Genomic DNA, 24094 nt, shown 5'->3' with positions numbered 1-24094 from the left:
CCATGTCCGTGACGGTGAAGACTTTTGCGAGTTCCAGCGAAGCAGCAGCGGCCCTGTCGTCGGACCGTGGCGCGCGCTACCTTGGCGGTGGCACGCTCGTGATGCGCGCGCTGAACGAGGGCGACGTCTCGATCTCGACCGTCGTGCGCGCCAGCGATCAGGCGCTGTCCCGGATCGACACATCCGGTCCGCGCGTCACCCTCGGCGCCGGCGTGACGTTTGCAAGAATTCTGGCCGAGCGCGATCTCGCATTCCTGCATGCCCCTGCCCGCTCGATCGGCGGGCCTGCCGTGCGCAACATGGGGACGGTCGGCGGCAATCTGTTCGCTCCCAATCCCTACGGCGATTTCACGGTCGCTTTGCTGGCACTCGATGCCACCGTCGCCGTGCAAGGCGGTTTTGGCGCGCGCGACATAGCAATTGAGGAATTTCTGCAATCGCGCGAACGGCAGACGGGCACGCTGGTGCTGTCGGTCTCCTGCACCCGGCCCGGCAGTGCGGAGGCCTTTCGCTATCGCAAGATCGCCCGCATCAAGCCGAAAGGCGGCTCCGTCATCACGCTCGCCGCGCATCTGCCGATCAGCGGCGGCCGGATCGCCGGCGCGCGCATCGCGCTGGGATCGATGGCATCGACACAGATTCGCGCGCGCGCCGCCGAACGCGCGCTGGAGGGCCGTTCGCTTGACGCCGCCACCATAGCTGCCGCAGCCTCCGCCGCGAGTGAAGGGACTTCACCATCCGACAATGCGCTCGGCAGCGCCTGGTATCGCCGCGAGATCGTCGGCGTGCATCTGCGCCGCCTTCTCTCGGGTCAGGAATAGACCGCCATGTCGAAGACTCCGCTGCAATTTCGTCACAACGGCCGCGACGTCGCTATCTTCGTCGACGGCGGCACCAATCTGCTGGTCGCGCTGCGCGAACTGATCGGCGACATGACGCCGAAATTCGGCTGCGGCCAGGGCGGTTGCGGCACATGCAGCGTGCTGATCGACGGTGAGCTTCATCTTTCCTGCCTGACGCTGGCAGAGACCGTCGCCGGCCGTTCCGTCGAGACGCTCGACAGTTTGAAGCAAGGCCCGAACCTGCATCCGCTCCAGCGCGCCTTTGCCGACAATTTCGCGGCCCAATGCGGCTATTGCACGCCGGGCATGCTGATGGCCGCGAAGGCCCTGCTCGACCGCAATCCACAGCCGAGCCGCGCCGAAATCGTGGAAGCAATCTCCGGCAACATCTGCCGCTGCACCGGCTACGAGCCGATCATCAACGCCATTCTCGCCGCCTCCGGCGGCCGGGCCAGCGCCTGAGGACATTCGCCATGCTGGAACTGCGCAAGGACATCTTCGCCGACGAGCGCGACGACAATCTCAAGGAAATCGGCAAGGGCACGCAGCGTCAGGACATGCTCGGCCACGTCACGGGCACATCCAGCTATTTTGGCGATCACAAGCTGCAGGGAATGCTGCATCTGAAGGTCGTCCGCTCGACCCATCCCCATGCGCGGCTGCGCCGCATCGACACGGCGGAAGCCGAACGCTCGACCGGCGTGCGCCGGATCATTCGCGGCGCCGACGTGCCACGCAATCTCAACACGCTGCTCAGCCTGATCAATTTCGGCAAGGACGACGAGCCGTCGCTTGCGGTCGACAAGGTCCGCTACAAGGGCGAGCCGATCGTCGCCATCGTTGCCGACAGCGAGCGTGAGGCCTTTGAGGCGATCGCCAAGGTGCGCATTGACTACGAGCCGCTGCCGACCGTGTTCGATGTCGAGGAGGCGCTGAAGGCGGGCGCCCCCGTGGTCAACGAGACCTATCCCAAGAACACCTTCACCTATCATGAAGTCTACGATCATCAGAAGCTCCGCTTCGGCGACGTGGACGCGGCGCTCGCGACCGCCGATCACGTCCTGGAACAGCGCTATCTGATGTCGCCGATCGAGCATGCGCCGACCGAGACCAACGGCGCGATCGCGGCACCCGACACCAACGGCCGCTACATCGTCTACACCTCGACCCAGGCGCTGTTCTTCTCGGTCGATACCTGCGCCAAGATCCTGGACGTGCCTTCCAACACCTTCCACTTCATCGGCGGCACCGTCGGCGGCGGCTTCGGCGGCAAGGTGGATACCTTGACTGAACCGCTCGCCATCCTCGGCGCGATGCTGACGGGGCGCCCTGTACGCTACGTGTTCGGGCGCGAAGAGGAGATGCAATATGGCCCGCCGCGCGGCGCCGAGCGCATCTACATCAAGGACGGCGTGATGCGCGACGGTCGCATCGTCGCGCGCAAGATACGCGCTTATTTTGACAGTGGCGCCTATACGCGGCTGTCCAGCTATGCCGCCGTCAAGTGCGCCGCGCATCTGCCGGGGCCGTACACCATCCCCAACGTCTATGGCGACGTCTATTGCGTCTTCACCAACCGCACACCGGCAACAGCGATGCGCGGCTTCGGCGTTACGGCAATGGATTTTGCCATCGAATGCCAGATGGACAAGCTGGCGCATCTCGTCGGCATGGACCCGATGGAGTTCCGCATCCTCAACGCCTATCGCGACGGCGACATGAAGGCACATCGGCGTGAGGCGAAGAACACGGCGCTGATCGAATGTGTTCAGGTCGCGGCCGAGAAGGCCAAATGGCCGATCCGCGAGGAGTTCAGACGCGCCTCCTCGCGCAAGGACGGCGGCGGTAGTCGTGCCGTCGTTCCGCCGACGCCGGCGGACTCGCGCGCGCGGCCGGCAGCCCCGGTCCAGCAGCGCACGACTTATGATCGGCTTCCGCCCTCGGTCACCCGCGAGCCGCCGCATGAACCGCCTCCACCCGCGCCGCCACCGCCCTCACAGCGACCGTCGGCGCCCTCGCATGGGGCGACCCGTTTCTCCTCCGTCTTCGGCACCAGGAGGCGCTAGATGACCCGGCATCGCGGACGCGGCATGGCGTCGATCAACTATCCCATCGGCATGAATCTCGGCGGCGATCCCAGCCAGGCGCTGGTGCACTCCAATCCCAGCGGCAAATTCACGGTGGCGCTGTCCTCGATCGATCTCGGCCAGGGAATGAAGTCGGTCACAAGGCAGATCTGCGCGGAGACGCTCGGCGTGCCCGTCGAGGACGTCTACGTCGACACGGCAGACTCCGACACCGGACCGCATTGCATGGGTTCGTTCGCCTCGCGCGGCACGCATCGCGTCGGCAACGCCGTAATGGCCGCCGCCCGCGAGGCGCGCGGCGTGATGATGGAGGCCGCGGCAGAGGAGCTGGAGGTCAACGCCGCCGATCTCGAGACCGACGGGCGCGGCAACATCCACGTCAAGGGTGCGCCGCACCGCTCGATCTCGACCAAGGATGTCGCCATCGCCGCACAGTTCAAGCAGGGCAAGACGATCTCGGGCCGCGGCATCTTCCTGGTGCCGCTCTCCGACGTCGACCCGGAAACAGGCGAGATGTCGCCGGCAACCTGCTATGCGCATGCCTGCCTTGTCGCCGAGGTCGAGGTCGACGACGAGACCGGCGAGGTCGCCATGGTACGCATGGATTCGGCCTATGAGCTCGGCCGCGCGCTCAACCCGCGACTTGTCGAGCAGCAGCTAGTCGGCGGTGCCTGGATGGGCGTCAGCCACGCGCTCTACGAAACGCCGGAACCTTATTATCCTGATCCCGTGCACGGCCCGCGCGACTTCGTCGAATATCTGATGCCCGGTCCCGGCGACATCTGTCCGCACGACATCGCCGTGCTGGAGCGCCCAGCTCCCGATGGCCCGTTCGGCGCCAAAGGTCCCGGCGAGATGTGCGCCAATCCGGTGCTGCCGGCCGTTGCGAACGCGATCTTCAACGCCGTCGGCGTGCGCGTCGACGACCTTCCGATCACCCCGGAGAAGGTGCTGCGCGCAATCAAGGCTCAGGGCGGCGCGCGGCCGCAGGCGCGGCGCTGAGGTTGCGATGGCGGTTCGCAGCAACATCGTCGGCATCGACAGCCCGGAGGCGCTGGAGAAGGCGTTGCGCGCCGCCTATTACCTCGCCGACGAAGGGCTCGCGACCGCGGCCTATCTGGGCCTTGCACTCGGCAAGCCGCTATTGCTCGAAGGCGCTCCGGGTGTCGGCAAGACCGAGGCCGCAAAGGCCATCGCCGCCGTGCTCGGCCGCCGGCTGATCCGCCTGCAATGCTATGAGGGCATCGACGCATCCGCGGCGCTCTACGAATGGAACTATCCGCGCCAGATGCTGGCGATCCGTCAGGCCGGCGACGAGAGCATCGACATCTATGGCGAGACGTTCTTGATCGAACGTCCCATGCTCGCCGCGCTGCGCGCGCCGGATTCCACCGTGCTGCTGATCGACGAAATCGACCGCGCCGACCAGGAGTTCGAGGCCTTCCTGCTCGAATTCCTGTCCGACTTCCAGATATCCATTCCCGAGCGCGGCACGGTGCGCGCGGCCGAGCGCCCGGTCGTGGTGCTAACGTCCAACCGCACACGCGACTTGCACGAAGCCTTGCGCCGACGCTGCGTCTATCACTGGATCGACTATCCCACCGCCGAACGCGAGGCGCGCATCGTAATGATGCGGGCCTCCAGCGTCGCCGAAGCGACGGCCCGCGCGGTCGTTGCCGCCGTCGGCAAGCTCCGGCGCGAGCCGCTGAGCAAGGCGCCAGGGATCGCCGAGGCCGTCGACTGGGCCGAGGCCGCAACCCTCCTTCAAAAGGGCGGCGCGCGCTGGCCGGATGCATTCAAGCGCTCGATCGGCGTCGCGCTCAAGGACGAAGAGGATTTGCATTTCATCTCGCCGCGGCTCGACGCCCTGCTTGCGGAGGCTTCCGCATGAGCACCGAACCGCTGCTGCCACGCGCCGTGCGCGTCTTCATATCCTTCGTGGCCCTTTTGCGCGCCAACGGTTTTGCCGTCGCGCCGGAGCAGACCACGTCCTTCCTCGCCGCGATCGGGTTGCTCGGCCCGCGCAGCCTCGACGACGTCCGGCAGGCGGCATTGGCAACCTTGGCCCCGCAACCCGAACGTCGCGCCACCTTCGACCGGCTGTTCGATCTGCACTTCCGCGGCAGCGAGGCCATCGAGCGGACCGACGAGGGCGAAGATGACGAGACTATCCGGCTGCAAGAGGAAGGCCGCGGCGACGAAGAACCACTGCTCTCCGATGACGCCAGCGAATCCGGGCTGACAGCAACGCGCGCCGAGGCCCTGGTCGAGCGGCGGTTCGCGGTCACCTCCTCCAGCGATGCGCTGCGCCGCCTGGCACGCGAGGCGCCGAGGCGCCTGCCGAAGCGGCGCGGTCATCGCCGCATGCGTGCACGCCGCGGGCCCTTCGCCGATTTGCGCCGCACGTTGCGCGACACCGTCCGCAGCGATGGCGAGATTTTGCGGCTCGGCCACCTCAAGCGGCGGCAGCGCCCCCGCAAATTCCTGCTGCTGATCGATGTCTCCGGCTCGATGAAGGCCCGCACCGAGGAGAACATGAAGCTCGCGCACGCGCTGGTACAGGCCGCGCCCACGATCGAGGTTTTTACCTTTGGCACGCGACTGACCCGCGTTACCCGCGCATTGCGCATCAAGCGCGGGGAGCAGGCGCTCAATGCCGCCGCGCATCTCGTCAGCGACTGGGACGGCGGCACGCGGATTGGCGACGCCCTGCAAGCCTTCCTCGCCGTACCGCGCTTCGGTGGCTATGCGCGCGGTGCGGCAGTCGTCGTCATCTCGGACGGCCTCGAACGGGGCGAACCCGATGCGCTGCGCGATGCGGTCGCAAAATTGTCCCGGCGTGCCTGGCGGGTGAGCTGGTTGACGCCACTCGCGACGACTGCGGATTTCCGTCCGCAAACCGAAGCATTGGTCGCCATCGAACGCTTCGTCGACGATCTCTCCGGTGGCGGATCGAGTGCGTCGATCGTTGCGCACGTGCTCGCACTCGGACGAAGGAGAGCGGCGTGAGCGGTATAATCGACGGCCATCATCATATCTGGCGGCAGGCTGATCTGCCCTGGCTCACGGGTCCGATGCAACCACGCATCTTCGGGGCCTACGAGCCGATCCGGCGCGATTATCCGATTCAAGAATATCTCGACGATCTCCGAGATACCGGCGTCACCCGCTCGGTCTACGTCCAGACCAACTGGGCCAACGACCGGTTTGAGGATGAAGCGGCATGGGTGCAAGAGACTGCCGACGAGCACGGCTGGCCGCATGCCATCGTCGCCTATGCCAACTTCGCCGCCGACGACGTCCGCCTGCAACTCGATCGCCTGAAACGCTATCCACTGGTGCGCGGCGTGCGCATGCAACTCCATTGGCACGAGAACCCTCTTTACCGATTTGCGGGCCGTCCCGATCTCTGTCTCGATCCCGCGATCCGGCGCAATGTCGCGCGTCTCGCCGACTACGAGTGGAGCTTTGACCTCCAGGTGTTCACACCGCAAATGCCGGGCGCCGCGAACCTGGCCGACGCCTGCCCGAACGTGACCTTCATCCTCCAGCACGCCGGCATGCCGGAAGACCTGTCACCTGTGGGCCGCGCCGCCTGGCGTGCGGGCATGGCCCGCCTTGCCGCCTGCCCTAACGTCGTCGCGAAGCTCTCCGGGCTCGGCACCTTCATTCACCGCAACGATCCTGCGCACGTCGCGGCCGTGGTCGCCGATACGGTCACGATCTTCGGCGCCGAACGCTGCCTGTTCGGCTCCAATTTTCCGATCGAGAAATTGTGGACCAGCTATCGCGAGCTGATCGACGCGTTCGGCGCTGCCGCTGCGCCACTGAGCGACGCGCAACGCCAGGCCATTTTCACGACGACCGCGGCGAGCGTCTACGGGCTTGGACCGTAGAGGCAGCAAGAAAAACGAGGCAGGGAGGGAAACGAATGCCACTGGAGATCAAGATCCTGGACTATGGCGATATCGAGTTGGAATCGAGCTTCCTGGTTCTGGGCCGCGACTGCGGCCGCACCCGCCGCGTCCTCACCCTCGGCTTCCTGATCCTCGGCGGCCCCTACCCGGTCGTCGTCGACACCGGTTACCGCTCCAACCAGATCATGGAAACGCTGGGCATGCGTGGCTTGCAGTATCACGAGCACATGATCGAGAACCAGCTCGCGCGCCACGGCGTTCGCATGGGCGACGTCCGCTTCGTCTGTCACACCCATCTGCACATCGACCACGCCGGCAAGGACGATTTATTCCCGATGAACACGACGGTCGTCGTCAACCGCCGCGAGCTCGAATATTCCGTCTCCGGCCTCATGCACCCGCAATATCCGGCGCCCGACATCAAGCATCTGATCGACCGCCTGCATACCAAGAGCGCGCTGCGCTTCCTCGACCTCGAAATAACCGGCCCCATCGAGCTGATGCCGGGCGTCTATTGCGATGCTGCGAATGCGCACACCGAGGGCTCGATGAACATCATCGTCCACACTGCCGACGGCATCGCGACCATCTGCGGCGACGTGATCTACGATTTCAATGACCAGATCGTCACGCCCTTCCATGAGATCCACGACTGGGAGCCGCGCACGACCGGCAACCACGGCACGACCAAGCGCGCCGAGAAGGCATCCATCAAGAAGCTGCTCAGCAATTCGCGCTACCTGCTGCCGGTGCACGACCGTCCCGCCAAGATCGAGGGCGGCAACGTTGTCGGCCGGCTGCATGACCAAGTCCCAGGTCCGATCGTGCAATCGCTGCCGCAGCGTAACTGGTTCCCCGCCTGATATGCCCAAGGGAGCGACCGATGACGCATGTCACCTTGCGAAGTGAATTCGAGAACCTGATCGACCCCTACGCGCCAGTGGCACAGGTCGGCACCGGCTTTGATTTCACGGAAGGGCCGATCTGGCATCCGGTCGATCACTGCCTGCTATTCTCCGATATGCCGGGCGACGTGCGCCGGCGCTGGGATGCGCGGCGCGGCATCGTCGAGGTCAAGCGCCCCGCGAACAAATGCAATGGCATGACCTACGATGCCGAGCTGAACCTGATCGTTTGCGAGCACGCGACCTCTTCGCTGATCCGCGAGCGGCCCGATGGTCGGCGCGAAGTGCTGGCCTCGCACTTCCAGGGCCAGGAGCTCAACAGCCCCAACGATGTCTGCGTGCACTCCACCGGTGCGATCTATTTCTCGGATCCCTGGTATGGCCGCATGCCGGTCTACGGCGTCGAACGGCCGCGGCAACTCGGCTTCCAGGGCGTCTATCGTGTCACTCCCGGCAGCGATCCGCAGCTCGTGGTCGAGCGCAATCTGTTCGATCAGCCGAACGGGCTCTGCTTCTCCCCCGACGAAAAGCTGCTCTACGTCAACGACACCGTGCAGGCGCTGATCCGCGTGTTTGACGTCGCCGCCGACGGGTCGCTCGGCAATGCCCGCGTGTTCGCAAGCGGCATCAAGTCGGAGCTCGAGCCGGGCCTGCCCGACGGCATGAAGTGCGACCAGCACGGCAATGTCTGGGTTACAGCGCCCGGCGGCGTCTGGGTCTATTCGCCTCGCGGCGAGCTGCTGGGCAAGGTGCGGCTGCCGGAACTGGTCGCCAACCTCGCCTGGGGCGGGCCGGATTTCCGCACGCTCTACCTCACCGCGACGCATTCGGTCTACGCGATCCCAACCAAAACGGGGCCACGGCACGAGCCGTATATGAGCGGCAAGCGTGGCGGCGCGGGCGCGAGTGCTTCTCCCGCGCCGATCCTGACCGGCGGCGAATTGCGCCTCGATCCGCAGCGCTGCGCCATGATCATCCAGGATCTTCAGAACGACGTCGTCATGGATGGCGGCGCCTTTGCCGAATCCGGCGCCCCCGTGCATGCGCGCCAGCAGAACGTGATCGAAAACGTGCGCCGGCTCGCAGACGCCGCACGCGGGCGCGGTGTTGCCATCATCCATGTCTGGTTCGTGGTCGAGCCGGGCGCGCCCGGCGTCACATTGAACGCGCCGCTGTTCGAGGGGCTGGTCGACAGCAAGGCGATGGTGCGCGGAAGCTGGGGCGCCGCGCCCGTGTCAGGCCTCGAGCCGCGACCCGGCGACTTCGTGGTCGAGAAGATGCGCATGAGCGCTTGGGAGGGCACTAAGCTCGAGACCATCCTCAAGGCAACGGGGCGCGACATGATCATCAACACGGGCGCCTGGACCAACATGTCGGTCGAGCACACCGCCCGCACCGGTGCCGACAAGGGCTATTTCATGATCGTGCCGGAGGATTGCTGCTCGACCATGAATACCGACTGGCACAACGCCTCCGTCAACTTCGCCATGCAGAACGTCGCAGTCGTCACCAAGGCCGAAACCGTCATCAGAGGACTGGGATGAGCGGTGGCAAAGCTCCTGCACCTGTCCTGCTCGCCGCGCGCCGACTCCGAGTCGAGCGCGGGGGCGCGCGTCTTCCTTGACGGGTTTCGTCAGGCGCACCCGGATTGGGACGTTGACGTGATGGACCTTTGGCGGGAGCGCATGCCCGAGTTCGTGGGCCCGATCGTCGAGGCCAAATATGCGCGCATGAAGGGACAACTCTTCAACGACGCGCAGCGCAACGGCTTTGCCGAAGCCGAGCGGATGGCGCTACGGTTCTCGCTCGCCGACCGCGTGCTGATTTCGACGCCGATGTGGAACTTCGGCATCCCCTACAAGCTGAAGCAGTGGTTCGACATCATCATCCAGCCCGGCCTGACATTCCGCTTCGATCCATCGCAGGGCTACTTTCCGCTGCTCAAGGACCGCCCGACGCTGGTGATCCTGGCGAGCGGCAGCGATTTTGCGACCGGGATGAACCGCGGCCGCATCGACATGGCAACGCCCTATCTGCGCGAGGCCTTGCGCTTCATCGGCGTGAGCGACGTGCGCTTCGTGCCGATCGGCCCGACGGCCGGACCGGCCGAGCCGATCCGCGCCGCGCGCGACAGCGCCCATCGCCGCCTCGCCGAGATGGCGGCGCGGTTTTGATTTAAGAACCCGCTCTCGCCTTCCTGGCTGCAATCTGCTGGAGCGCCCAGCGCGCGTTCTTGCGCACGTCGGGATCGGGATCGTTGGCGACCACGGCGAGATAGGCCTCGCCCTCGGGATCGGCGATCTCGCCGAGCGCGGCGGCTGCTTCCTTGCGGAGGTTGGCCTGCTCGTGGTTGATGCCATTGCCGATCGGACGCACCGCACGCTCGATCTTCATCTTGCCGAGGCTGCGGATGGCCTTGAGCCGGACCTGCCAGAACTCATCGGCAAGCGTGGCGATGAGCTGATCGGCGGCGAGCGAACCGTTGATGTTGAGCCCCAGCGTTTCGGCTGCCATCTCCCGGACCATCCAGTCGGCGTCCTTCAGCGCGCGGGTGATCGTCTCGGCCGCCGGCTTCATCTGCGAGAAGGCGAGCGCACTTACCGCGGCGCGGCGTACATGGGCATCGGGATCGTGAATCAGCGCGGTCAGCGCCGGAATTGACTCTTCCAGCTTCAGGAAGCCGATGACGCCGATCGCCTGCACGCGCACGGCCGCATCGCTATCCTGGAGCGCTTCCAGCGCGGGCTTCAGCGTATCCTTGCGGCGCAGCTCCTTCAACGCGCGCAGCGCGCCCATGCGGACGAAGGCGTGGGCGTGCCTGACCAGCGGCAGGATGACATCGGCGCAGGCCGGATCCTTGAACTCGGCCATGCTGTCGGCTGCGGCCGATGCGACGATCCGCTCGGGGTCGACGAGCAGCTTGACGAGCGCACTCGCCGCCTCCGGCCCGTCGAACTCGCCGAGCGCCATTGCCACCTGCTGGCGTACGCCGGCGTCGGGATCGGACACCATGTTGGCGAGATGACCGACCGCAGCGGGATCGCCGGAATGGCCGAGCGCGATGATGGCGACGCGGCGCTCCGCGGGATCCGCGGCCTGGAGCCGTTCGTCGGCGTCGTCGAGATCGTCGTAGGATTCGAACGGGCTCGACATGCTCACCTCAACAAATAGGGAATGTTGACAGTCACGGCACCGGTCGGGCAGTCCGCCTCGCAGGGCATGCAGTACCAGCACTCGTCATAGGCCATGTAGGCCTTGCCGGTCATGTCGCTGATGCGGAGCACATCGAGCGGGCAGACATCGACGCACACCGTGCAGCCCTTGTCGGCGATGCACTTGGCGTCATCGACGACCACCGGGACTGATGTCTGATAGGAAGCGAGAGGCATCGTCAAGATCTCCTGTTGTGTTGCTGTTGGGCGGCTCAGGCGCTCGCCCGGATGCGCTGCTTGTCGTAGAGGTCCTTCTCGTCGTCGGCGATCGGCACGACATAAGGCTCGACCGCGCGCTTCTCGCTCGTCATCCTGTCGTTCTGCTTGCTGAGCAGCGTGTGGCAGAACCAGTTCTCGTTGTCCTTTTCCGGGAAGTCCGTTCGCCAGTGATAGAGACCCCAGCGGCTCTCCTCGCGGAACAGCGAGGCATGCACGGCCATGTCGGCGCAATCCATGATCGACTGCACTTCGAGCGCACGGAGCAGCTCGTGCGCGTTGCGGGCGATCATGCGCTCCTGCATGTCCTCGCGTACCTCGGCGAGGCGGCGCATGCCGAGCTCGTATTTGCGGGTCACCTTCGGCGGCTGGAGATAGTCGTTCACGAGGCGACGCGTCTTGTACTCGACCTGGTTCGGCGGGATGCCGTCCTCGCGCTTCGTCGGCGCCAGCACGCGATCGCGCTCCCTGGCAACATCAGCCGCATCGAACTCGGCAAAGTCGTGGGCGTCGGCGAACTCCATCGCATCGATCCCGGCGACCGAGCCGTTGGTGAAGGCGCCTAGCATGTAGTTGTGTGGCACGCTCGCCATGTCGCCGGCGGCATAGAGGCCCGGCACGGTGGTGCGGGCATTGTCGTCGACGAACACGCCGGAAGCGCTGTGGCCGGAGCAGAAGCCAATCTCGGAGATATGCATCTCGATCGACTCGCTGCGGTAGTCGACCCCGCGCCCCTGCTGAAATAGCCCGCGCGTCGGCCGCTCCACCTTGTGCAGCGTGGATTCAATCTCCGAGATGGTGTCGGGATGAAGATGCTTGAGCTGGAGGAACACCGGGCCCTTGCCGGACAGGAGCTCGTTGTAGAACTCCAGCATCATCTGGCCAGACCAATAGTCGCATTCAATAAAGCGCGAGCCCTCGTTGTTCGCCGTGAAGGCGCCGAAGGGACCAGCGACATAGGCGCAGGCCGGGCCGTTATAGTCCTTGATCAGCGGATTGATCTGGTAGCATTCGAGGTTCGCGAGCGCTGCGCCTGCGTGATACGCCATCGAATAGCCGTCGCCGGAGTTGGCCGCGTTCTCATAGGTGCCGAACATGTAGCCTGAGGTCGGCAAGCCCAGGCGGCCGGCCGCGCCCATGCAGAGGATCACGGCCTTGGCCTTGATCACGAGCATCTCGGCGGTACGGGTGTTGACGGAGATCGCGCCGGCAATGCGGCCGTCGGACGATTTGAGCAATCGCGTCGCCATGTAGCGGTTGGAGATCAGGATGCGGGCGCGGCGAAGCTGGCGATAGAGCGCCTTCTTGACGGTCTCGCCATTCGGCATCGGCAGCACGTAGGTGCCGATGTGGTGCACCTTCTTGACGGCGTAGTCGCCGTTCTCGTTCTTCAGGAACCGGATGCCGAAACTGTCGAGCTCCTCGATGATCTTGTAACAATTCTGCGCGTATTTGTAGACCGCTTTCTGATCGACGATGCCGTCGTTCGCGATGGTGATCTCCTTGGTGTACTGCTCCGGCGTCGCATAGCCGGGAATGACAGCGTTGTTCAGCCCGTCCATGCCCATCGAGATTGCGCCGGAGCGCTTGACGTTGGCCTTTTCGAGCAGGACGACGTTGGCCTTCGGGTTTTTCAGCTTGGCCTTGAGCGCTGCCATCGGGCCGGCAGTGCCGCCACCGATGACCAGCACATCGCAGGAAACCTCCGAAAGTCCGTCGACGATCTGATCTAGTGCCATCGCTTGCTCCTGGTCCGCCGGCACGTCCGGCGCCTTTGCATGAGATTTGTTCAAGTGGCTTCCCGGCGATAGCAATTAGTTGTCGCCGGGACGCGATTTGCCTTCAGCGCTCTACGAACGCCTTCTCGATCACGAAGTGGCCGGGCTGGCTGTGATTGCCTTCGGCAAAGCCACGGTCGATGAACATCACGTGGAGCTCTTCGAGCATCGCCGGGCTGCCGCAGAGCATGATGCGATCCGCATCGCGGTCGAGGCCGGGCTGGCCGATATCCTCGAAGAGCTGGTTCGACGCGATCAGGTCGGTGATGCGGCCCCGATTGCGGAACGGCTCGCGCGTGACGGTCGGGTAGTAGATCAGCTTATCTTTGACCAGGGGACCGAAGAATTCGTGGGCTTGCAGGTTCTCGACCAGATGCTCGCCATAGGCGAGCTCGGAAACCTGGCGGCAGCCGTGGGCGAGCACGATGGTCTCGTAATTCTCGTAAACATCAGGGTCCTTGATCAGGCTTGCGAAGGGCGCAAGTCCGGTGCCGGTAGACAGCAGCAACAGCCGCTTTCCCGGAATGAGATTTCCGGTGATCAGGGTGCCCGTGGGCTTGCGGCCGACCAGGATGATGTCGCCTTCCCTGATCTTCTGGAGCCGCGAAGTGAGCGGACCGTCCGGCACCTTGATGCTGAAGAACTCCAGATTCTCCTCGTGATTGGCGCTCGCCAGGCTGTAGGCGCGCATCAGCGGCCGGCCATCGAACTCGAGCCCTATCATGGCGAACTGGCCGTTCTGGAAGCGGAAGCCGGGATTCCGCGTCGCGGTGAAGCTGAACAGGGATTCGGTCCAGTGTTTCACCGAGAGGACCGTCTCCTTCTGAAAAGCGCTCATCGTTCGTCTCTCCTTGCTTGCCCGATGGCGGCAAAGTTTCGGAGAGGGATTCTTCTCGCAACGTCGAACTGCCATTCCCGGTCGATTAGTTTCACATTTCGTGGACAATGACCGAAGAGAAGGCAGCCACGCTGTCCTCGTGACTGTCGCGTCCGCTCGGCAATTAGTTGCTATCGCGACGCGTTCTTTGCTGGCTAGAAGCAGACTGGAGGCTTGCCAAGACCATGACAGCACTGGCCGCATCTACGGTGACTGACTACGCAACAAGCGCCGATCTTGCGACGCTCATCGTGCGCACCACGCGCGACGGCGAGGTCACGCTCGCCGCCGAACTGCTGCGCCTCTCCTGCAAATGCGCCCATTGCACCCGCGCCCGATTCGACGGCCGCTTCCCCCAGGCCTTTCCGGGCATCGCCATCACCGAGATCGGCGACCTCGGCTACGGGCTGAACATCTCGTTCTCGGACGGCCACAACCGCGGGATTTACCCGAAGCCATTTTTACTGAGCTTGGTAGGGCATTGAGCCGACGCAGTCTTGAGATTGGCGCCACCGCAGCCACAAATTCCGCTGTCATGCCCCGGCTTGACCGGTTGAATCCGCCCTGGATCGCCCGATCAAGTCGGGCGATGACAGCGGAGTGAATGGCATCCGATTGCCCCAAGCGTCGTCGTCCCAGCCACCCCTTCTTCCCCGTCTGGCACGGACATTGCTCCTCTTTGGAACGGTTTGAACAATCCGGAGGCAGGTGATGTTGCAGGCGGCCAATACGGTTCGCGGGACCGTTCCCGCAACGGTCCGTCCTGCCGGAACTTCATCGCTGCTGCTCACCGAGAACCAGCAGTGGATCGGCGGCCCTCCGCCGCTGATGGACAAGCTCACGCCGCGCGAGCGCGAATTGGTGCTGAAGCAAGGGCGCCGCAAGGTGCTCAACCGCGGCCAGACGCTGTTCAGCCAGGGCGGCAAGCATGACGGCATCTGGCTGATCGAGAGCGGCCGCATCCGCGTCTTCTACACCTCGCCGCTCGGTCGCGAGATCACGCTCGCCTACTGGCATGTCGGCAATTTCGTCGGCGGACCCGAAGTGTTCGAAGGCACCGTGCATCAATGGTCGGGCGTTGCATCCAGCAATTGCAGCGTCGTGCACCTTCCCGGTAAGGAGCTGAGGTCGCTCGCCGCCGAAATCCCGAACCTCGCGATCGGCCTGATCGAGGGCCTGACCTTCAAGGGCAAGTGCTATTCGGCACTCGCTCAGATGCTGGGAACACGCTCCATCACGCAGCGCCTTGCGCATCTGCTTCTTCATCTCGTCGAGCTCTACGGCGTGGAAGATGCCGACGGCACCGTGATCGCTGCCGCGTTCACCCATGCCGATATCGCCCACATGGTCGGCGCCACCCGGCAATGGGTCACGATCAGCCTGAAGCGCATGCAGGAGAAGGGAATCGTGGTGACAAAGCGCTCCCAGATCGTGGTCTGCCGCCGTGATGTCCTGGAGGACATGCGCGGCCAGGCGTCCGATTAGGGCCAGTGCACATGCAATTGGCTTTCAACGGCAAAACTGCTCAAGGAACATGCAACGGGCCTTTGGCGGCAACTAATCGACTGCGGCGGTAAATCCGGATTTGCCCTGCCCGCGCCCTCACCCAATCATGGCAACCACAGCACATCCAACCGAATGAGGATGAGAATGGTCCGCCATCTTCCCACGCTCTCGATCGCGATGTCGGTGACGTCGCTGGCGCTCCTGCTGGCGCAACCTGCGACGGCGGAGACAGTCACCCTCGGCATCGGAACGCAGGATACCACGACCAATACGGTCACCGCCGGTGTCGTCATCCGTCAGCTTCATCTCCTCGAAAAATATCTGCCGACCGACGGAAAATACGCCAACATCAAGTTCGAGCTGGAATGGCAGAATTTCACGTCCGGTCCGCCCGTCACCAATGCGATGATGGCGAACAAGCTCCAGATCGGCATGATGGGCGACTATCCGCTCATCGTGAACGGCTTCACTTTCGAGAGCAATCCTGAAAGCAAGAGCCGCCTGATCGGCGTTGCCGCCTACAGCCTCTCCGGCTCCGGCAACGGCATCGTCGTTCACAAGGATTCGCCCTATTACGATCTCGCCGATCTCAAGGGCAAGCTCGTCAGCGTGCCCTTCGGCTCCGCCGCGCACGGCATGGTGCTGAAGGCGATGCAGGACCGCGGCTATGCGTCCGACTTCTTCCAACTCGTGAGCCAAAGCCCCGAGGTCGGCTCGACCAACCTTCAGGAAAAGAAGATCGACGCCCATGCCGACTTCGTGCCCTTCGCCGAGCTGCTGCCGTTCCGCGGCTTCGCGCGCAAGATTTTTGACGGGGTCGAGACCAATTTACCGACCTTCCACGGCATCGTCGCGCGCACCGACTTCGCCGAGAAATATCCTGAGGTCGTCGTCGCCTACATGAAGGCGATCATCGCCGCCAACCAGTGGCTGCGCGACAATCCCAAGCTTGCGGCCGAGAAGATCCAGGAGTGGACCGGCATCAGCAAGGAGGTCGTCTACATCTTCCTGGGGCCGAGCGGCAACATGACCACCGATCCCTCGATCAAGCCCGCGCTGATCGAGGCGGCCGCCACCGACGTCAAGGTGCTGCAAAACCTCGGCCGCATGAAGGAGTTCGATCCGAAGAAGTGGGTCGACGACAGCTACATCCGCAAGGCCTATGCCGAGATGAAGCTCGACTACGACGCGCAGCTCGCCAGCACCAAGAATTACGAGATCTCCGGCGAAGACAGCTTTTGCAAGAAGCCGATTGCGGATCCTCGCAAGGCCGGCGAGGTCTGGGTCGACGAGGCCGGCATCCTGCCGTTTTCGTCCGCCGCCTGCACGTTAGGCGCCTATGCCGACTTCAAGGCCAAGGGCAAGAAGATCAATGTCGCCTATGTTTTCGACACCACCCGCGGCATCAAGCTGTTCGCCGACCAGGCCTTCTATGCGGTCGGCGACGGCGACGTCGCGCCGTTCCTCCTGAAGAAGGACGCGGAAGCCTATGCGGCCAAGATCAACGGCAAGGTTCTCGGCTTCGATGATGCCGTGAAATCGGCGATCGCCGGAGGCAAGACGTGAGCAGCAGTCCCGCCATCCTGCGCCATCAGGAGGACGTCATGCCGGCAGCCACAGCCGTCACCGAGCCTACGCCTGTACCCTTCACGACGCCGACCCCCGCGCCGCCCTCATTCGGCGCCCTGATAGGGCGCTGGTACCGGCTCAATCAGGACCGCTTGCGCGCGGCCGCGATCGGCGTGATCTCGCTCGCCGTCTTCCTGCTCGCCTGGCACCTGCTTACGACCTATCGTGTCGTGTTCTTCGTGCGCTTCACCAACGTGCCGTCACCGCTGGCGGTCTATGCGAGCTTCACCAAAGCGATCCACGATCCCAAATTTCTGCTGCACATCCTCTTGAGCTGCCGGCGCATCTTCTTCGGCTTCTCGCTGGCGGCCATCGTTGGCGTGCCGCTCGGGCTGATCATGGGCCGCTTCAAGCTGGTCCATGAGGTGGTGTTTCCGGTCGCGGAAGTGCTGCGGCCAATCCCGGCGATCGCCTGGGTGCCGATGGCGATCATGCTATGGCCGACCAACGAGCAGAGCATCGTCTTCATCACCTTCCTCGGCTCGTTCTTCCCGATCCTGGTCAACACGCTGCACGGCATGTCGCTGGTCGATCCCGTGCTGGTGCGCGCGGCCCAATGCCTTGGTGCGCGCGAGCGCGCGATCTTCCGCGAAGTGTATTTTCCGGCGTCTCTTCCGCACATCTTCACCGGCCTCACCATCGGCATGGGGGTTGCCTGGGTGTCGTTGATCGCGGCCGAGATGATCTCCGGGCAATACGGCATCGGCTACTTCACCTGGGAGGCCTATTCGCTGGTTCAATATGCCGACATCGCGCTCGGCATGATCGCGATCGGCGTGCTCGGCCTCGGATCAAGTCTCTTGATCCGCGGCACCGGACAACTGGTGATGCCATGGAGAGCGAAATGAGCGAGATCGCGACCGCAGCCCCGCAGGGACATATCGAAGTCAAGAATTTCTCGCTGAGCTACGAAACCATCGATGGATCGGTGGAGGCCGTCACCAATACGCATATCCACGTCAAGCCGGGCGAGTTCGTCTCGATCGTCGGGCCCTCCGGATGCGGCAAGTCGACCTTCCTGAATGCGGTGGCGGGCTTCCTCAAGCCCACCACCGGCACCATCACGGTCGACAGCGAGCGCGTGAGCGGACCAAGCGCCGAGCGTGGCATGGTGTTCCAGCAATATTCGCTGTTTCCTTGGAAGACGGTGCGCGAGAACGTCGAGTTTGGCCTGAAGATGCGCGGCATGCCGCGCTCGCAGCGCGAGCGCGCGGCGCGCACGTTGTTGGGGCTCGCGGGGCTCGAAGCCTTCGAGAAGCATTATCCGGAAAAGCTGTCCGGCGGCATGAAGCAGCGCGTCGGCATCGTGCGGGCGCTCGCCACGGGGCCAAAGGTGCTGCTGCTGGACGAACCCTTCGGCGCGCTCGACGCGCAGACCCGCGTGATCATGCAGCAGATCCTCACCAACATGTGGCAACGCCTGAAGATCTCGGTGCTGTTCGTCACCCACGACATCGATGAAGCGATCTTTCTCTCCGACCGCGTCTACTGCATGACCGCGCGCCCCGGCTCGATCAAGGCGGAGATTCCAATCCCGCTGGAGCGGCCGCGGCAGCAATCGATGATGATGTCCTCGGAGTTCCTGGCACTGCGCCGCGGACTGATGTCCTTGATCCGCGAGGAGAGCCTGAAAGCAATGGGCGGCGAGATCAACGATCTCGGCATGCAGGGCTTGAACATCGAACTGCACGGCCATTCGCTGGCGGACGTGTTGTAGTTCACCTCTCCCCGCTTGCAGGGAGAGGGAGTGCGCGAGCCTTCGTCCTTCACCGGAACCAGTGCACCAGTCCGATGCTGATCCCGAGCAGCAGCATCAGCGACAGCGTCACCGCCGCCGTCACGCGCCCGCCTACATTGGCGAGCACGCGCACGTCGACCCCGAGGCCGAGTGCGGCCATGGAGACGACGGTGAGGAATGTGGTGATCCTCGTGACGGGACCGACCACAGTCGAGGGAACGATTTCGAGCGAACGGAGCGTGGCGAGCGCGAGGAAGCCGAGGATGAACCAGGGCACGAGCCGAAAGAAGCCGACGCTGGTCTTCTTCGCGTCGCCCTGCCGGCGCGAGGCAACGAGCGAGAGGCCGACAACAACCGGCCCCAGCATCAGCACGCGCATCAGCTTCACCAGCGTTCCGATCTGCGTGCTGACGAGCCCGGCCGGCACGGTGGCCGCGAGCACCTGCGGCACGGCGTAGACGGTGAGCCCAGCGAGGATGCCATATTGCGTCGCCGTCAGTTGCAGCAGCGGGATCAGCAGCGGCAGGCCCAGCACCATCATCACGCCAAGGATCGCGGTGAAGGAGATCGAGGACGCAATCTCATCGTTGTTGGCGCCGATGATCGGCGCGACGGCTGCGATCGCCGAATTGCCGCAGATCGAATTGCCGCAGGCGATCAGGATCGACAACCGTGTCGACAGGCCGAGCATGCGGCTGAGGCCGAACGACACGCAAAGCGCAACCACGACCACGGCGGCGATCGAAGCGAGCAGCGTCACGCCGGAAGCGGCGATCGCGGCAAAGCTGATGGAAGCCCCGAGCAACATCACCGCAACTTCGAGGAGTTGCTTGGCGCTGAAGGCGACGCCGGCCTGCCAGCGCTCGGACGGTTTCCAGAAGCTGCGTACGGCCATGCCGAGCAGGATCGCCATCACCAGCGCCTCCACATAGGGATGCGCGAAGGCGTGCCGTTCCGTGGCTTCAAGTGCAGCCGAGATGCCGGCAACGCCGATGCAGAGGAGAACGCCTGGAATCAGCGCCACAATGCGGCTGGCGGTGGTCGCCGGTCTTGCGCCGGCCGGAGAGGATGCTTCGTTCTGGGCCACTCAGATCTCCCGAAGGAGAAGATTTTATGCGCGCGAAGGCGCTAGAGGGCAATATATTTTCAATTTTGGCCAGCGGAAGCAAGTAATGTCCTTAAAGACAATTCTCCTGCGCGCACAAGCGCGCCGCGTCCCAAAGGGCGGCGATCGAACAGACTGCAGGTGGAGCGGAACGGATGCCCGGATGGATTAGAAAATCAGGCCCTTGGCGAGCGCGGCTACGCGACTGAAGCCGTCAAAAACGCCCGGCTCGAAGAAAGCGGCCCGGGCGAGCACGATCGCCCCGACCAGCGACCAGAACAGGCCGGTGCCGGTCCACAACAGATATTTGGAGGCGCGCGACTGCGGCCGGTCGTCCCTTCCCGGGGCCAGTCGCTCGCCAAAAGGCTCGTAATTTGCGCGTTCCATCGCGAGGCCAATCCACCAAATTATGGAGGAAATGTCGTCGTTTCCGCCTCTCTCGGCAATGAAACTGATTGGCTTTTTTCAGCCCCGCGGGGGAAATTTCTTCCGCATAGAGGGATTTTGGCGACATCTTTCGTCTTCGGCGGCGTCTGCCCAAGCCCGCAGCCCGGTTTGGCAGTAAAGTGCGACGATCGCGTTTGTCGCTTTCGCCGGTCTTGATACCGTTCATGAACGTAGAACTGCCGCGCCAACACCTCGACCTTGCCTCCGCAATCGCCGAGGGCGACATCCGTTGTCTCCTGATGGTGCTCGTTCACATGACCGGCGACGAGCGCTGGCTCGCCGCGCCACATTTACCGAAGCGCGACATCCGCCTCATCCCGGATCCCGAGGCCGGCGTGCCGCGCGAAGTGCAGGACGAAATCCGTGCCGCCGTAGTCGAGCTCTTTGCCAATGGCCATCCAACACCGGTGATCACCGATCCCGGCGAGGAACTGCTTCTGAAGATGATGCGTGCCTGCCTCGGCGAGAATGTCGCGTCGGAATATGCGCCCTTGATGCGCGAGGAGATGGGTTTTGTGCCGCGCGAGGTGCGCTGGAGCAGACGTCCGTCCGACACGCAATTGGCGAAGCAGCAGGTGCTGATCGTCGGCGCCGGCGTCTGCGCCATCGCGCTTGGCGTGGCGCTCGGCCACCTTGGAATCCCCTACACCATCGTCGAGAAGAATGCCGAGCTCGGCGGCACCTGGTGGATCAATCGCTATCCCGGCTGCGGCGTCGACACGCCGAATCATTTCTATTCCTACTCCTTCGGCACGCGCAACGAATGGACGCGCTATTTCTGCCAGCGCGAAGAGTTGCTCGATTACCTCAAGAAGGTCGCCGACTAGTTCGGCCTGCGCAAGCATCTGCGGCTGAACACGCAACTGACCTCGTCGCGATGGGACGAGGGCAAGCGCCGCTGGATCTCGACGCTGAGAACGAGCAGCGGCGAGGAAACGCTCGAGTCAACGGCACTTGTCAGCGCGGTCGGCCAGCTCAACGATCCCTCCCGTGCCCGCTTCAAGGGCGAGGAGAATTTCAAGGGCGGGATCCTCCATTCGGCGCTGTGGCAGGACGACATCAACATCGACGGCAAGCATGTCGCGGTGATCGGCACCGGCGCAACCGCGATGCAGCTCGTGCCGTCGATCGCGCCGCGCGTCGCTTCCGTCACCGTCTACCAGCGCTCCGCGCAATGGGCGCGACCGGTGAAGGGCTATTTCGATCCAATTACAGAGGGAGCGCGCTGGCTGCTCGCGCACCTGCCGTTCTATGTGCAATGGTACCGCTTCAACATGTTCTGGCGTTATGGCGACGGGCTGTTGCCATTCCTGCGCAAGGATCCTGCCTGGCCGCATCCAGAGCGCGCAGTCAACAAGGGCAATGACCGGCATCGCCAGGAGTTGACGGACTTCATCCTCTCCGAACTGCAGGACCGCCCAGACCTGGCGGCCAAATGCGTGCCAACCTATCCGCCTTACGGCAAGCGCATCCTGCTCGACAACAACTGGTTCAAGACGCTGACGCGCGGCAACGTCGAGCTGGTCACCGACGCGATCGATCATGTCGATCGCGACGGCATCGTGACATCCGACGGCGAGAAACGCGCGGCCGACATCATCGTGGTCGCGACCGGCTTCAAGGTCACTGAGATGGCGGCACGCCTCGACATCATGGGTCGCAACGGCAAGACTCTCCGCGACGCCTGGGCGGGCGACAATCCGACTGCATTTCTCGGCCTCACCGTCCCCGGATTCCCGAACTTCTTCTGCATGCTGGGCCCGAACTCCGGACCGGCACACGGCGGCAGCGTGATCTTCCAGTCGGAATGCCAGAGCCGCTACATCTCGGCCTGTCTTGTCGAGATGATGGAGAACGGTGTCGCCGCCATCGACGTCCGTCAGGATGTGCACGACAATTACATCCGGAAGGTCGATACCGAGCACGAGGCGATGATCTGGACCCATCCGGGCATGACCACCTACTACCGCAATTCAAACGGCCGGGTGTTCTCAGCGATGCCGCGGCGGTTCGTGGACTACTGGCGGATGACGCACGATCCCGATCTCGGCGGCTATCGCCTGACGAAGGCGTGAACCTGACGGCGCTCGGGGTCGGCGGCGACCTGCGATGCGGAGGCTTGCGACGTCGGTGTCTGCAAAACGGGTCCTGGCGGCGTTGGCGCGACACCGACGCCGTCGACCGCGCTGATCCTCGGCGCCTGCGGCTTCGGCTGGCGAACGAGAAACGCCGGGGGCTGCGACGACCGCTTCGATGATCGAACGTACGGTTCCAACTTCAAATAGTTGGCACGGCGTTTTCGCGAGATGAGATCGCGCGTGCCGAATCCGGCGGCGAACGATATCGCGACGATCGAGATCAGGATGAGAACGTCAAGCATTCGAACCGTTCCGTTCGAGGAGGCGGATCGTACCTATGAATGCCAGTAACCTAACCCCGATGTGACGATTTCGGGGAAATTTAGCGACTATGTGAACGGATTCGTGATCACAAGATTTTTCTCGCGCGCCGAGGAACTTTTGCCAAAGGCGTGAAAAGAGCAAATTACCTGAGTACAACCCTGAAGCACCACGCTGATTGCCGTGTGATCCATCAGGCCCGACATCATGGCACCTAAGCGGCCATGTTATTGTCGACCGGCGAGAACGGCAGACCGAGACTCTCCGCCACCGCCTTGTTGGTGATACGACCCTGATAGACATTGAGGCCGTTGCGCAAATGGAGGTTCTCCAGCACCGCGGCAAAGCCCTTGTCCGCGAGCATCAACCCGAATGGCAACGTGGCATTGTTCAGCGCCTGGCTCGATGTGACCGGCACCGCGCCCGGCATGTTCGCGACACAGTAGTGCACGACGCCGTCGACATCATAGGTCGGTTCGGCATGGGTCGTCGGATGCGAGGTCTCGAAGCAGCCACCCTGGTCGATCGCAACATCGACCAGCACGGCGCCCGGTCGCATCGACTTGAGCATCGCGCGCGTAACCAGTTTCGGGGCGCTCGCACCGGGCACCAGCACAGCGCCGATCACGACATCGGCGGAAAACACCTCGTCCTCGACGGACTCGATCGTGGAGAAGCGCGTGCGCACGCGCCCAAGAAATATGTCGTCCAACTCGCGCAGACGCGGAATGGAGCGATCGATCACGGTGACCTCTGCACCAAGACCCGCCGCCATGCGTGCCGCCTGGGTCCCGACGACCCCGCCGCCGAGCACGACGACCCGCGCCGGCAGCACGCCGGGTACGCCGCCGAGCAACACACCACGTCCGCCTGCCGAACGCTTGAGCGCGGCGCCAGCCGCCTCGATTGCGAGACGTCCGGCAACTTCGCTCATCGGCGCGAGCAGAGGGAGGTGGCCGCCCGCGTCAGTGACGGTTTCATAGGCAATGGCGGTGCAGCCGGAAGCGAGCAGCCCCTTGGTCTGCGCAGGATCCGGTGCGAGGTGAAGATATGTAAAGAGGATCTGGTTCTCGCGAAGCTGTGTCCACTCGCTCTGCTGCGGTTCTTTCACCTTCACGATCATCTCGGACTCGGCGAATATATCTCGCGCGCTACCCGCAATCGCCGCACCCGCCTTGCGGTAGACTTCGTCGGAGGCGCCGATGCCTTCGCCCGCGCCGGTCTCGACCCAGACCTCATGTCCGGCCGCGGCATATTCGCGAACAGCGCCCGGGGTGAGCCCGACGCGATATTCCTGGACCTTGATCTCCTTGGGAACACCAACGCGCATGGCGAGCTCCTTGTCTTAACGTCTTGATTTTCCTCCTCATGTTAACGGTCAGGCTGGTTTGGTTTCGTGCAAATATCAGCTAGTTTCGACGCCCGAACGCCGGTTT

At 63.9% G+C, this 24094-nt stretch carries 26 protein-coding genes; 17 read left to right on the top strand and 9 right to left on the bottom strand.

The window, feature by feature from the left end; translation table 11 throughout:
* Nucleotides 1-2: 2 nt before the first annotated feature.
* Genes ACV1FX_RS05675 through ACV1FX_RS05630 form a run of 10 tightly spaced genes read left to right on the top strand, consistent with a single transcriptional unit; the run spans nt 3 to nt 9925 of the window.
* On the top strand, nt 3-821 hold the full coding sequence (locus ACV1FX_RS05675; RefSeq protein WP_473116571.1) for an FAD binding domain-containing protein: 819 nt from the start codon (nt 3-5) through the stop codon (nt 819-821).
* A 6-nt stretch (nt 822-827) separates the two neighbouring features.
* Complete coding sequence (locus tag ACV1FX_RS05670; protein ID WP_473116570.1) at nt 828-1304, top strand: (2Fe-2S)-binding protein; 477 nt, start codon at nt 828-830, stop codon at nt 1302-1304.
* 11 nt (nt 1305-1315) lie between these two features.
* Nucleotides 1316-2908: a xanthine dehydrogenase family protein molybdopterin-binding subunit gene (locus ACV1FX_RS05665; RefSeq protein WP_473116569.1), complete on the top strand. Its 1593-nt coding sequence runs from the start codon at nt 1316-1318 to the stop codon at nt 2906-2908.
* Nucleotides 2909-3931 (top strand): xanthine dehydrogenase family protein molybdopterin-binding subunit, encoded by a 1023-nt coding sequence (locus ACV1FX_RS05660; protein ID WP_473116568.1) that lies wholly within the window; start codon nt 2909-2911, stop codon nt 3929-3931.
* 7 nt (nt 3932-3938) lie between these two features.
* Complete coding sequence (locus ACV1FX_RS05655) at nt 3939-4820, top strand: AAA family ATPase (protein ID WP_473116567.1); 882 nt, start codon at nt 3939-3941, stop codon at nt 4818-4820.
* Nucleotides 4817-5938, top strand: a complete 1122-nt coding sequence (locus ACV1FX_RS05650; RefSeq protein WP_473116566.1) for a vWA domain-containing protein — start codon at nt 4817-4819, stop codon at nt 5936-5938. Before ACV1FX_RS05655 ends, ACV1FX_RS05650 begins: the two co-directional genes overlap by 4 nt.
* Nucleotides 5935-6825, top strand: coding sequence for an amidohydrolase family protein (locus tag ACV1FX_RS05645; protein ID WP_473116565.1), 891 nt, complete (start codon nt 5935-5937; stop codon nt 6823-6825). Before ACV1FX_RS05650 ends, ACV1FX_RS05645 begins: the two co-directional genes overlap by 4 nt.
* A 35-nt stretch (nt 6826-6860) precedes the next feature.
* The gene (locus ACV1FX_RS05640; protein ID WP_473116564.1) at nt 6861-7709 is read left to right on the top strand and encodes an MBL fold metallo-hydrolase; all 849 of its coding nucleotides are present in this window, start codon (nt 6861-6863) and stop codon (nt 7707-7709) included.
* Nucleotides 7710-7729: 20 nt separating this feature from the next.
* Complete coding sequence (locus ACV1FX_RS05635) at nt 7730-9295, top strand: isochorismatase family protein (protein WP_473116563.1); 1566 nt, start codon at nt 7730-7732, stop codon at nt 9293-9295.
* 3 nt (nt 9296-9298) lie between these two features.
* The gene (locus ACV1FX_RS05630) at nt 9299-9925 is read left to right on the top strand and encodes an FMN-dependent NADH-azoreductase (protein ID WP_473116562.1); all 627 of its coding nucleotides are present in this window, start codon (nt 9299-9301) and stop codon (nt 9923-9925) included.
* 1 nt (nt 9926) lies between these two features.
* Here ACV1FX_RS05630 and ACV1FX_RS05625 read toward each other — a convergent pair whose 3' ends face one another.
* From ACV1FX_RS05625 to ACV1FX_RS05610, 4 genes are all read right to left on the bottom strand, one after another.
* Entirely contained in the window at nt 9927-10904 is a 978-nt protein-coding gene (locus ACV1FX_RS05625; protein ID WP_473116561.1) for a HEAT repeat domain-containing protein, read from the bottom strand.
* A gap of 2 nt (nt 10905-10906) precedes the next feature.
* The gene (locus ACV1FX_RS05620) at nt 10907-11140 is read right to left on the bottom strand and encodes a 4Fe-4S dicluster domain-containing protein (RefSeq protein WP_008141081.1); all 234 of its coding nucleotides are present in this window, start codon (nt 11138-11140) and stop codon (nt 10907-10909) included.
* 35 nt (nt 11141-11175) lie between these two features.
* Nucleotides 11176-12918: a fumarate reductase/succinate dehydrogenase flavoprotein subunit gene (locus ACV1FX_RS05615; protein ID WP_473116560.1), complete on the bottom strand. Its 1743-nt coding sequence runs from the start codon at nt 12916-12918 to the stop codon at nt 11176-11178.
* Between the two features lie 103 nt (nt 12919-13021).
* Nucleotides 13022-13795, bottom strand: coding sequence for a ferredoxin--NADP reductase (locus ACV1FX_RS05610; RefSeq protein WP_473116559.1), 774 nt, complete (start codon nt 13793-13795; stop codon nt 13022-13024).
* Nucleotides 13796-14019: 224 nt separating this feature from the next.
* Here ACV1FX_RS05610 and ACV1FX_RS05605 point away from each other — a divergent pair, with 224 nt between their 5' ends.
* The 5 genes from ACV1FX_RS05605 (at nt 14020) to ACV1FX_RS05585 (ending at nt 18686) form a co-directional block, all read left to right on the top strand.
* Nucleotides 14020-14319, top strand: a complete 300-nt coding sequence (locus tag ACV1FX_RS05605) for a gamma-butyrobetaine hydroxylase-like domain-containing protein (protein ID WP_473116558.1) — start codon at nt 14020-14022, stop codon at nt 14317-14319.
* A gap of 226 nt (nt 14320-14545) precedes the next feature.
* The gene (locus tag ACV1FX_RS05600) at nt 14546-15319 is read left to right on the top strand and encodes a Crp/Fnr family transcriptional regulator (protein ID WP_473116557.1); all 774 of its coding nucleotides are present in this window, start codon (nt 14546-14548) and stop codon (nt 15317-15319) included.
* Nucleotides 15320-15484: 165 nt separating this feature from the next.
* The gene (locus ACV1FX_RS05595) at nt 15485-16906 is read left to right on the top strand and encodes an ABC transporter substrate-binding protein (RefSeq protein WP_473116556.1); all 1422 of its coding nucleotides are present in this window, start codon (nt 15485-15487) and stop codon (nt 16904-16906) included.
* A gap of 38 nt (nt 16907-16944) precedes the next feature.
* Entirely contained in the window at nt 16945-17817 is an 873-nt protein-coding gene (locus tag ACV1FX_RS05590; RefSeq protein ID WP_473116832.1) for an ABC transporter permease, read from the top strand.
* Nucleotides 17814-18686 (top strand): ABC transporter ATP-binding protein, encoded by an 873-nt coding sequence (locus tag ACV1FX_RS05585; protein ID WP_473116555.1) that lies wholly within the window; start codon nt 17814-17816, stop codon nt 18684-18686. The genes ACV1FX_RS05590 and ACV1FX_RS05585 overlap by 4 nt, the downstream gene beginning before the upstream one ends.
* A 49-nt stretch (nt 18687-18735) precedes the next feature.
* Here ACV1FX_RS05585 and ACV1FX_RS05580 read toward each other — a convergent pair whose 3' ends face one another.
* The gene (locus ACV1FX_RS05580; RefSeq protein WP_473116554.1) at nt 18736-19794 is read right to left on the bottom strand and encodes a YeiH family protein; all 1059 of its coding nucleotides are present in this window, start codon (nt 19792-19794) and stop codon (nt 18736-18738) included.
* Nucleotides 19795-19980: 186 nt separating this feature from the next.
* On the bottom strand, nt 19981-20199 hold the full coding sequence (locus tag ACV1FX_RS05575) for a hypothetical protein (protein WP_473116553.1): 219 nt from the start codon (nt 20197-20199) through the stop codon (nt 19981-19983).
* A gap of 224 nt (nt 20200-20423) precedes the next feature.
* On the opposite strand from ACV1FX_RS05575, the gene ACV1FX_RS05570 reads away from it, so the two are divergent.
* Nucleotides 20424-21086, top strand: coding sequence for an NAD(P)-binding protein (locus ACV1FX_RS05570; RefSeq protein WP_473116552.1), 663 nt, complete (start codon nt 20424-20426; stop codon nt 21084-21086).
* Between the two features lie 117 nt (nt 21087-21203).
* Here ACV1FX_RS05570 and ACV1FX_RS05565 read toward each other — a convergent pair whose 3' ends face one another.
* The gene (locus tag ACV1FX_RS05565; protein WP_473116551.1) at nt 21204-21338 is read right to left on the bottom strand and encodes a hypothetical protein; all 135 of its coding nucleotides are present in this window, start codon (nt 21336-21338) and stop codon (nt 21204-21206) included.
* A gap of 6 nt (nt 21339-21344) precedes the next feature.
* On the opposite strand from ACV1FX_RS05565, the gene ACV1FX_RS05560 reads away from it, so the two are divergent.
* On the top strand, nt 21345-22334 hold the full coding sequence (locus ACV1FX_RS05560) for a flavin-containing monooxygenase (RefSeq protein ID WP_473116550.1): 990 nt from the start codon (nt 21345-21347) through the stop codon (nt 22332-22334).
* On the opposite strand, the gene ACV1FX_RS05555 is transcribed toward ACV1FX_RS05560, so the two are convergent.
* Together ACV1FX_RS05555 and ald are read right to left on the bottom strand one after the other, a co-directional pair.
* Nucleotides 22313-22639, bottom strand: coding sequence for a hypothetical protein (locus ACV1FX_RS05555; RefSeq protein WP_473116549.1), 327 nt, complete (start codon nt 22637-22639; stop codon nt 22313-22315). The two genes, ACV1FX_RS05560 and ACV1FX_RS05555, sit on opposite strands and share 22 nt — an antisense overlap.
* A 233-nt stretch (nt 22640-22872) precedes the next feature.
* Entirely contained in the window at nt 22873-23988 is a 1116-nt protein-coding gene (gene ald / locus ACV1FX_RS05550; protein ID WP_473116548.1) for an alanine dehydrogenase, read from the bottom strand.
* Between the last annotated feature and the right edge of the window lie 106 nt (nt 23989-24094).

The organism is Bradyrhizobium ingae, from assembly GCF_055791185.1.
This window is presented reverse-complemented; position numbering and strand designations above follow the sequence as displayed.

What these genes read in the sequence shown, in the direction of transcription:
- ACV1FX_RS05595 (WP_473116556.1), top strand. Translation starts at nt 15,485, where the DNA reads ATGGTCCGCCATCTTCCCACGCTCTCGATCGCGATGTCGGTGACGTCG.
- ACV1FX_RS05670 (WP_473116570.1), top strand. Translation starts at nt 828, where the DNA reads ATGTCGAAGACTCCGCTGCAATTTCGTCACAACGGCCGCGACGTCGCT.
- ACV1FX_RS05650 (WP_473116566.1), top strand. Translation starts at nt 4,817, where the DNA reads ATGAGCACCGAACCGCTGCTGCCACGCGCCGTGCGCGTCTTCATATCC.
- ACV1FX_RS05675 (WP_473116571.1), top strand. Translation starts at nt 3, where the DNA reads ATGTCCGTGACGGTGAAGACTTTTGCGAGTTCCAGCGAAGCAGCAGCG.
- ACV1FX_RS05585 (WP_473116555.1), top strand. Translation starts at nt 17,814, where the DNA reads ATGAGCGAGATCGCGACCGCAGCCCCGCAGGGACATATCGAAGTCAAG.
- ACV1FX_RS05625 (WP_473116561.1), bottom strand. Translation starts at nt 10,904, where the DNA reads ATGTCGAGCCCGTTCGAATCCTACGACGATCTCGACGACGCCGACGAA.
- ACV1FX_RS05640 (WP_473116564.1), top strand. Translation starts at nt 6,861, where the DNA reads ATGCCACTGGAGATCAAGATCCTGGACTATGGCGATATCGAGTTGGAA.
- ACV1FX_RS05660 (WP_473116568.1), top strand. Translation starts at nt 2,909, where the DNA reads ATGACCCGGCATCGCGGACGCGGCATGGCGTCGATCAACTATCCCATC.
- ACV1FX_RS05610 (WP_473116559.1), bottom strand. Translation starts at nt 13,795, where the DNA reads ATGAGCGCTTTTCAGAAGGAGACGGTCCTCTCGGTGAAACACTGGACC.
- ACV1FX_RS05555 (WP_473116549.1), bottom strand. Translation starts at nt 22,639, where the DNA reads ATGCTTGACGTTCTCATCCTGATCTCGATCGTCGCGATATCGTTCGCC.
- ACV1FX_RS05635 (WP_473116563.1), top strand. Translation starts at nt 7,730, where the DNA reads ATGACGCATGTCACCTTGCGAAGTGAATTCGAGAACCTGATCGACCCC.
- ACV1FX_RS05600 (WP_473116557.1), top strand. Translation starts at nt 14,546, where the DNA reads ATGTTGCAGGCGGCCAATACGGTTCGCGGGACCGTTCCCGCAACGGTC.
- ACV1FX_RS05615 (WP_473116560.1), bottom strand. Translation starts at nt 12,918, where the DNA reads ATGGCACTAGATCAGATCGTCGACGGACTTTCGGAGGTTTCCTGCGAT.
- ACV1FX_RS05605 (WP_473116558.1), top strand. Translation starts at nt 14,020, where the DNA reads ATGACAGCACTGGCCGCATCTACGGTGACTGACTACGCAACAAGCGCC.
- ACV1FX_RS05575 (WP_473116553.1), bottom strand. Translation starts at nt 20,199, where the DNA reads ATGGAACGCGCAAATTACGAGCCTTTTGGCGAGCGACTGGCCCCGGGA.
- ACV1FX_RS05590 (WP_473116832.1), top strand. Translation starts at nt 16,945, where the DNA reads ATGCCGGCAGCCACAGCCGTCACCGAGCCTACGCCTGTACCCTTCACG.
- ACV1FX_RS05655 (WP_473116567.1), top strand. Translation starts at nt 3,939, where the DNA reads ATGGCGGTTCGCAGCAACATCGTCGGCATCGACAGCCCGGAGGCGCTG.
- ACV1FX_RS05665 (WP_473116569.1), top strand. Translation starts at nt 1,316, where the DNA reads ATGCTGGAACTGCGCAAGGACATCTTCGCCGACGAGCGCGACGACAAT.
- ACV1FX_RS05570 (WP_473116552.1), top strand. Translation starts at nt 20,424, where the DNA reads ATGAACGTAGAACTGCCGCGCCAACACCTCGACCTTGCCTCCGCAATC.
- ACV1FX_RS05565 (WP_473116551.1), bottom strand. Translation starts at nt 21,338, where the DNA reads ATGCTTGCCGTCGATGTTGATGTCGTCCTGCCACAGCGCCGAATGGAG.
- ald (WP_473116548.1), bottom strand. Translation starts at nt 23,988, where the DNA reads ATGCGCGTTGGTGTTCCCAAGGAGATCAAGGTCCAGGAATATCGCGTC.
- ACV1FX_RS05620 (WP_008141081.1), bottom strand. Translation starts at nt 11,140, where the DNA reads ATGCCTCTCGCTTCCTATCAGACATCAGTCCCGGTGGTCGTCGATGAC.